The organism is Labrys sp. KB_33_2 (genome assembly GCF_052114505.1).
GTDB lineage: Bacteria > Pseudomonadota > Alphaproteobacteria > Rhizobiales > Labraceae > Labrys.
This window is the reverse complement of sequence record NZ_JBFREW010000028.1, coordinates 37580-45002: the sequence shown is the minus strand read 5'-3', so window position 1 is coordinate 45002 and position 7423 is coordinate 37580. Positions and strand designations below refer to the sequence as shown.

The window sequence follows — 7423 nt, the reverse complement described above, 5'->3', positions numbered from 1 at the left end:
ACCCGATCTGTCCGGCCGGCTACCATGTCACCGTTGCACTCGAATCACAAAAGAACTCCGGCCCTGCCGCAACGTCATTTTGCCAATGGAGACGATGAATCTCCCCTGAAGTCTCTCTTCGAGCCGATCGTAAATCCGATGTCTTAATACCGAACGGCTCTTTCCTAGACGTTCGCAAGGCGACGACTGCATTGCCGCAATACGCCTCTGCCGGTCCTTTGTTGTTAATGCCCACCGCTCACAACCAAGGTTTGTACGGGCAGAAGCATGGCTTGGATCCGTAGGATCATGGCGTGTACCAGACCGACTGTGTCAACGATATGGAGAAAGAGCCAGCGTCCCGGGCTGATGTCTTGCGCGGCTAACGCGTCATGATTGTTGGTATAGACATTGGCTATGCAGCTGCCACCGGGCGGTACGTCTTCTAATTGCTCGGCATAAAGCGGTTCCAGATAAGCAGTGATGGATCCCGGCGGTCCTACCTTCTGGACGTCGATCAACTGGTCTGTGGGACGAAACTGTCCGGTAGCGACGACATCTTGAACCAAGGTTACTTCCATTGGAATAATAGTGAAGGGTTTACCTATACAGGTCGCTTCGGCGATCATGCCGACCTTCAGTACTTGAGCCTCGATCTGATCAAACCCAGCTACGAGCGCGGTCCGTCCTGCTCCGGCCGGCACCAGAATACCTGCCGGTCGAAACGTTGTTACCACGTCACCCGGTCGTAACGTGAATTGCTGCAGAGTGCCTGCGATGCCAGCGCGCACGAGTTTCTTGTCCAACTCAACCTGTGCCTGCGCCAGGGCTGCCTCGCTACTGGCCTTTTGCGCTGGCAGAAGCGTGGATATCTGTGCTTGGAGGGTCTGCTTATTCGCTTTGGCGGCATCGGCTGCCCCCCTTAAGCCCTCAACGGAAACCTGCAGGCGTTCAATTTCTCGTACGGCGACTACATCGGCATTGCGTCGCATGAGCTCCTGCTTTGTCTTCAATTCGTCAAAAGCTTGCTGATAAGCTCCTTGCGCCTGCTGAATTGTCCCGTCTGCAGCTCCTAGTTTGGTCGAAGTTACAATTATCTGAGCATCGATTTCAGCGATCCTGCGCTTGGCAGCCTCCACAGCGGCTTTCTGATCTGAGTCATCGAGCTGAAACAGCGGATCTCCGGCCAGGACCTTTTCATTGGTGTTGACAAACACCTTCGCTACTCTTCCGTTTCCTTCCGGTAGAATCGAGACGGTGCGGTAAATGGTGGTGGCGTACTTGGTCGAAGGGTGGAAGTAGAAGATCAGTGTGATTAACGATACCGTCAGAATCACACAGGCGCTGATTCCCCATCGCAATTCATACCATACAGAATAGAGAGTAATGTCACGACCAATACGCTTGTTTTGGACATAGCGGCGAACTAGATAATCGGGAAGAATCGTCAACATCGAGCACAGCAATAGCTCAAACACCGTTTAGTTTCCTTTGTTCAACGGAGGTGCGTTAGGCACTCCTTCGGGCGCAGGGTCATGCTCGTCGTGATTAGGATTCAGGTCAGATGCTGAGCGAAGGGGCAATTCGGCTGGGCGGTTCGGGGTGACGCCGCTTAATGGATCACGAACAGGGGTTGGATTTTCCTGATGTTCGCCGTGTTGTTCGGCGATCTTTGCAAGAGAACCCGCGATGGATGCGAGCGGGGTAGAGAAGTCGGGAATACGGATGAGAGCCAGCAACAAGCCGGCGATCCAGAAAAAATGGTTGTGCGTGAAAAGAGAAATCAAAACCAGAACGGCAACAACTTCCATTTGGACTAAGTTGGTTCTGTGCGCCATCCGTTCGGGAAGGGCATGGAGCTGGAAGTAGAGGTTGCCAATGACGAGGATTAACACCAGCATGACGACGACCATCCCGCTGAACAGGACGTCGGTTTCGCCAGGTGCGGTGATAAAAAACGGCAGATGGTCTAAAGCAGACCGATGAATTCTTCCGTCCAACGAGATCGCCCCTTAGTTTTCGATTTGCCCCATCTAAGTGGCCTTGGGGGGGCTGTCTTGCCATTTCGCGCCAGCACTCAGCGCTTCGATAGCCCTTACAGATCAAGTCGACATAGCGAACGACACAATCAAATGCACTCGTGCGTGGCTCCGAGAAATTGGGCAAATTCGTTGCTGAACAGGCGCCGAGCGCGCTTCTTCACAGCGGGAAGGCCCTCGATCAGGTCACTGGCAGTATCGCCGCCATCAGCGTCCTTAAGGATGACATTGTATTCAGCCACGTCATGCCCTCCCGTGCATGCCGGCAACAAGTTCAGGTGCTGGCGTGCGCCCTTGGCGGCCCGCAAAGCGGCAAACACCGCCTCCACGACGCGTTTTTCATCCGGCTTGCGTGCCCGGTTCAGGTTCTCCGACAACAGGCGGATCGTTTGGTCGATGGCCTCGACATTCTGGGAATTGGCAGGGCGCAAAAATGAATTGTTTCATGATCGTCCGCCCAGGATTGGAATGACCGGGCCAGCCGGCAGGCCGGCCCGGATCGGCTCGGCTCTCAGAAAGCCTGGTTCCCTGGAGGGGCCGGGCGAGTTGGCAACGTGCCACAACGCATAAGCCCGCCGCTGCTTCTCATTTGCCAGAATATCGATACGGGCATATTGATCTAAATCAGGTTGCGGATCGCGAGGGATCGACGCTCCGTGGCGGGAATGCCTTGACCTCCGCCAACGCCCCATTTCCCGCTTTTTTGCTTGTTGCAAGTGCGCAACAAGGCACCCTAGGAGGACGGTCGGGATAAGCGCCTTCTCCCGACCGGTCGCGTTCGTAGGGAAGTCTTTTGGGCTCTCGTTCGCTTGCACGGTGCCACATCAGCAATTTTAATGCTGACCGTTTCTTCGCGGGTTTCCTCTATGTCGTCGCTCTGTATTTCGTGAGAAATATCCAAGCGCTGCTTGTAATATGTTGTCGAAGCAACACACATGTCAGTATTTTTTGGCTGGTCATTTCGTGCGAATTTGTCTTTTTTATTTTTCAATGAAGCCACTCCACATTCAGAATGAATCAGTTGTCGGAGTGCTGGGTCAATTAAAGGGTCGCAGTGCACAGCGACGGCGCAATCTTCACTTATAGGCCATGCGGTCACAGCTGCTTTGACATGAATCAAATGGCCCCGCGCCGGTACGCAGAACCTGGCTCGTCATGAGCAGGCTCGCCGAGCGTGCTTTGCTGCGTGGTCAATAACGCTCACTCGTGGCAAGGGGCGGCGATCACCCAACGGCTCGACCGGCTCGATCATCACAGAGTGCGGTTTAGGCGCGATCTTGGAATCGCAGTCGAGTCGCCCGCAATTTTCATGCGCTTCTGGCCGGGCACAACACCGGCTTTGCCGGAGTCTACTGCGTAAGCCACTCGCGCAAAACTTGGCGAGAAGTTGGATTCCTTCGTTATCGAGTTCGGTTGTCGGCTGGCCAAGAAGCCAAAGCTACGACAAGAGATTGGCGAGGACCTGCCAGGATCGATCACCTACCAGACAGCCACGACTTAGCCACACTTTCTGGCATTAAGCCTTCCGGAACAGGATGCGCAATTGTGGGCCGGAAATCGTCGCCATCGTCCTGCTGGGGACGGGCAAGACTGCAATTTCCGCAGATGCATTGATATTTTCTTGAGCGAGAGCGGCGATGAGCGCCTGGCTCGAAGTTGTCCGCATCCGCACCGCCGCAGGACGAAGCCTCCAAGGATTGCATTCCAGGTCTGTTCTCGATGTCAAAGATCGAGGGCTTTGCGGAGAGCTTCCAGCCGTTCCATGGCAACAACGCCGTCGTGGATGGTCGGAGCAGGCGTGTTTTCCCCCTTGAGCCCTGGGACAACGTCAGCAAGGAGGGCATGGTATCCCTTGAAATCCTCGTTGGCGGCTGCAGTGAAATTGGGTTTCCAGGTCAAACTGTCCTGGGTGTCGGTGAGGGTTGCCGCTGCATCGGCTGCCTTGAAAGGGGGATCTCGGTGCCAACGCACCTCCACCACATCTTCGATCTCCAAACGTTGATGATCTCCCATGACATCGATCCGCTCGACTGGCGTGCCCCGGGACTGGATCGTGCCCATTGCTACGGTGCCGATGGCGCCGCAATCGAAGTCCAGAGCAATGTGGAACAGTACCCGACCCGGCGTCTTCTCCACCTTGCGTGCTGTCAGGGCGCTGACGGGCGAGACGAGGTGGGAGACTAGATCCATGTAATGCACACAATGATGCAGGAAAAAGCCGGTGTAATCGACGCTGCCGGCGAAATAGCCGGGCGCCGTCATGTAGTAGCCGGTGAGACCAAGAATGGGGCCGAAACGGCCGGATTTCAAGATGTTATGTGCAATCTTGTTCCCCACTGAATAGCGTTTCATGAAGCCAACAAGCAGGGGCTTGCCAGCCTTTTCGGATGCTTGACGCAATAGGCGAGCCCCCTCGGCCGAGCCTGAGGGAGGCTTTTCCATGAAAACGGGCAGTCCGTATTCCAGCGCAGCCTTGCCGAAGGAAAGGTGCTGGTCGGGGCCGACGGCCATGCCGACGGCATCGATGCCGGGCGTGCGGATCAACTCCGTTGCGTCGGTGAGGAGCGTCGAAACGCCGAATTGGCGGCCGGCATCGGCCAGGCGCTTGCCGTCGATGTCGCAAAGGGCTGCGATTTTGACGTCGTGGCGTGCGAGCTGGGGCAACAGCATCTGGGTGGCGTGCACGCCACAGCCGATCCAGCCGATATTCAAGGTCATCTGCGAAATTCCGTCAGCGAGATATGGGAGCGGATGAAGGAGGCTGAGGCGGCGAGGCGTTCGCTCTCGTCCTCATGTGGCGCGCGCCATTGTGCCAGGGGCACGCCGAAACGATCATCGTTGCGCCGGAAGGGTTCGAGTGAGATGGGGCCGCTATAGTCGATGTCGTGAAGGGCGCGGCAGACGTCGACCCAGTCCGTGGCGCCCGTTCCCGGAAACCCGCGATGGTTCTCATTGGCCTGGAAATGCACGAGAAGAGATCCGGCAAGGCGAATGGCTTCCGAGATGGAGGCTTCCTCCATATGCATGTGGAACGTGTCGAGCATCAACCGCACAGCGACATGGTCGATGGCATGGAGTAATTCCATTGCCTGCTGCGTGGTGCACAGCACGTCGCTTTCGAAACGGTTCAGGGGCTCGACGGCGAGGGTAACGCCAAGGCGTGCGGCATGATCGCCTGCTTCCCTCAGGCCGACGACACAACGCTGCCTGCGGGCGAGGCGCTCGGTCTCGGAGACCGGCTGGGGGGCACGGCCGGCAAAGACGAGTGGATTGCCCGTCAGGGGGCCACCCACCACTGTCGCGCCGAGTTCTGCCGCGCAGTCGGCGGCATATTTCAAATAATCGATGCCGGCTCGGTGGCTGGCCGCATCTTCCGAAGATAGGTTGCGCTGCAGATTGACGCGAGCCGCCAACACCACCCCGAGGCCTGCATCGGCCAGCGCTGCGCGCGCCGCCGCCAGGTCCATTTCCCCGGGCTCGGGCACCAGGAGCTCGACGAAGTCGTAGCCGAGTTCCTTCATGCGAGTGAAGAGGGGAAAATGCTCGGCAGCAAAGGGCCGGGCATATTGCATCGATATCAGGCCGATAGGATTCATTGTATCATTTCACGGTTTGCAGAGGGCAGGCGCGGCGTTGGCTTCATCATCCCTTCACCGCTCCTTGGGTCAGGCCGCCGACCAGGCGTTTCTGCACGATGAGGAAGAGCAGCGTCGCAGGCAGGGCACCGACCACGCCGCCGGCAGCGAGCAGCCCCCATTCGATCTGGTATTCGCCGATCAGCGTCTGGATCGCCACGGTCACCGTGCGCACATTCTTGCCGCCCAAAGTGAGCGCATAGAGGTACTCGTTCCAGGCGGTGATGAAGATATAGATGCCGGTGGAGATGATGCCTGGCATGGCAAGCGGCAATATCACCCGGCGCAGCGCCGCCAGGCGCGAGCAGCCGTCGATCATCGCCGCCTCGTCGAGACTTCTGGGTATGGCTGCCACATAGCTCGTCAGCATCCACACCGCGAAGGGAATGGCGACGGTCGCGTTGGCCAGGATCAGGCTGAGATGGGTGTCGAGCAGGCCGAGCCGGCGCATCAGCACGAAAAGCGGCAGGATCAGCAGCACCACCGGGAACATGTTCACCAGCAGGAATTGCAGCATGATCGCCCGGCGGCCGAGGAAACGGAAGCGCGAGAAGGCATAGGCGGCGGTGACCGAGACGCCGAGGCCGACGACCACCGTGCCGAGTGCGATGATCAGGCTGTGGCCCATATTGCCGAGGAAGGAGGTCTGCTCGAACAGGCGGATGTAATTGTCGAAGCTCCAGCCGATGGGCGAGAGCGAAACCCCGCTCGCCGCGATGCGCTCGGACGGTGTGAGCGAGGTCAGGATCATCCAGGCGAAAGGCCCGAGCGCGAAGAGCACGATCGCCGCCACCGGCAGGTCGGTCGTGAGAATGCGCCGAAGGGTCGACGGCTTGTTCATCGTTCGACCTCCTTCATGGTGCGGATGATGTAGATGGCGACGAAGGCGCCGAGCAGGACGGTGAAGGTCACCGCGATCGCCGTGCCATATCCGAAATCGAGGTTCTGGCGCGCCTTGATGAAAGCATAGAGGGGGAGCGTGTGCGTCGCGTAGCCCGGACCGCCGCCCGTCATCACGAAGATGACGTCCATGGAATTGGCGACCCAGATCACGCGAAGGAGCCCGGCCGTCGCCAGGACCGGTGCAATGCCGGGCAGGGTGACGTTGACGAACTGACGCCAGGGCGTGGCACCGTCGATGGATGCAGCCTCGTACTGGCTGCGTGGAATGCCCTGCAGGCCGGCGAGGATCATCACGGCAAAGAAGGGGAAGCCCTGCCAGGTGAGCGTGGCGATCACGGCGTAGAGCGCGACATTGGGATCGGCGAGCCAGGGTACCGCACTCTGGATCAGGTGCACGCTGAGCAGCATGTCGTTGAGCACGCCGGTGTTGGGGTCGTAGATCCAGCGCCACATCAAGGCGATGACGACGCTCGGCAGCGCCCAGGGGATGATGATCATCGCGCGGGCCAGACCCCGCCATGGAAAATCTCGATTGAGCAGCAGGGCGGTCATCAGGCCGAGCCCCATCTGCAGCGGTACCGTGAGGCCGATCCAGACCACGGTGTGCCAGAGTGCGGTCCAGAACACAGGGTCGGCAAACAGTTTGATGTAGTTACCGAAGCCGACGAATCTGGCGGCATTGGGCTTCCACAGCACGAGATCGAACAGGCTCGTGTAGATGGCCTCGATCATCGGGACAAAGACGACGACGAACACCACCAGCAGAGCCGGCGCCAACAGGGCATAAGGCATTAGACGCGCCCGCAGGCGGACCGCGAATTCCCGATCGAGCTGGGAGGTGGATGAATGCAGCGACATGGCTCGGCG

At 58.5% G+C, this 7423-nt stretch carries 7 protein-coding genes; all 7 read right to left on the bottom strand.

Annotation, left to right across the window (positions count from 1 at the left end; genetic code table 11):
• Positions 1–224: 224 nt before the first annotated feature.
• The 7 genes from AB4037_RS32685 to AB4037_RS32655 all read right to left on the bottom strand — a co-directional run bounded on the left by AB4037_RS32685 (position 225) and on the right by AB4037_RS32655 (position 7414).
• A complete protein-coding gene (locus AB4037_RS32685; RefSeq protein ID WP_441774374.1) occupies positions 225–1433 on the bottom strand; it encodes an HlyD family secretion protein in 1209 nt (402 codons plus the stop codon).
• Positions 1434–1460: 27 nt separating this feature from the next.
• Entirely contained in the window at positions 1461–1979 is a 519-nt protein-coding gene (locus tag AB4037_RS32680; protein WP_441774372.1) for a hypothetical protein, read from the bottom strand.
• A 128-nt stretch (positions 1980–2107) separates the two neighbouring features.
• Positions 2108–2395 (bottom strand): hypothetical protein, encoded by a 288-nt coding sequence (locus AB4037_RS32675; protein ID WP_441774371.1) that lies wholly within the window; start codon positions 2393–2395, stop codon positions 2108–2110.
• Between the two features lie 1345 nt (positions 2396–3740).
• Complete coding sequence (locus AB4037_RS32670; RefSeq protein ID WP_441774370.1) at positions 3741–4736, bottom strand: Gfo/Idh/MocA family protein; 996 nt, start codon at positions 4734–4736, stop codon at positions 3741–3743.
• A complete protein-coding gene (locus tag AB4037_RS32665; protein ID WP_434961179.1) occupies positions 4733–5614 on the bottom strand; it encodes a sugar phosphate isomerase/epimerase family protein in 882 nt (293 codons plus the stop codon). Before AB4037_RS32665 ends, AB4037_RS32670 begins: the two co-directional genes overlap by 4 nt.
• Positions 5615–5660: 46 nt before the next feature.
• Positions 5661–6494 (bottom strand): carbohydrate ABC transporter permease, encoded by an 834-nt coding sequence (locus AB4037_RS32660; protein WP_441774369.1) that lies wholly within the window; start codon positions 6492–6494, stop codon positions 5661–5663.
• Positions 6491–7414 (bottom strand): carbohydrate ABC transporter permease, encoded by a 924-nt coding sequence (locus tag AB4037_RS32655; protein ID WP_441774368.1) that lies wholly within the window; start codon positions 7412–7414, stop codon positions 6491–6493. The genes AB4037_RS32660 and AB4037_RS32655 overlap by 4 nt, the downstream gene beginning before the upstream one ends.
• Positions 7415–7423 lie beyond the last annotated feature (9 nt).

What these genes read in the sequence shown, in the direction of transcription:
- AB4037_RS32685 (WP_441774374.1), bottom strand. Translation starts at nt 1,433, where the DNA reads ATGTTGACGATTCTTCCCGATTATCTAGTTCGCCGCTATGTCCAAAAC.
- AB4037_RS32670 (WP_441774370.1), bottom strand. Translation starts at nt 4,736, where the DNA reads ATGACCTTGAATATCGGCTGGATCGGCTGTGGCGTGCACGCCACCCAG.
- AB4037_RS32665 (WP_434961179.1), bottom strand. Translation starts at nt 5,614, where the DNA reads ATGAATCCTATCGGCCTGATATCGATGCAATATGCCCGGCCCTTTGCT.
- AB4037_RS32660 (WP_441774369.1), bottom strand. Translation starts at nt 6,494, where the DNA reads ATGAACAAGCCGTCGACCCTTCGGCGCATTCTCACGACCGACCTGCCG.
- AB4037_RS32655 (WP_441774368.1), bottom strand. Translation starts at nt 7,414, where the DNA reads ATGTCGCTGCATTCATCCACCTCCCAGCTCGATCGGGAATTCGCGGTC.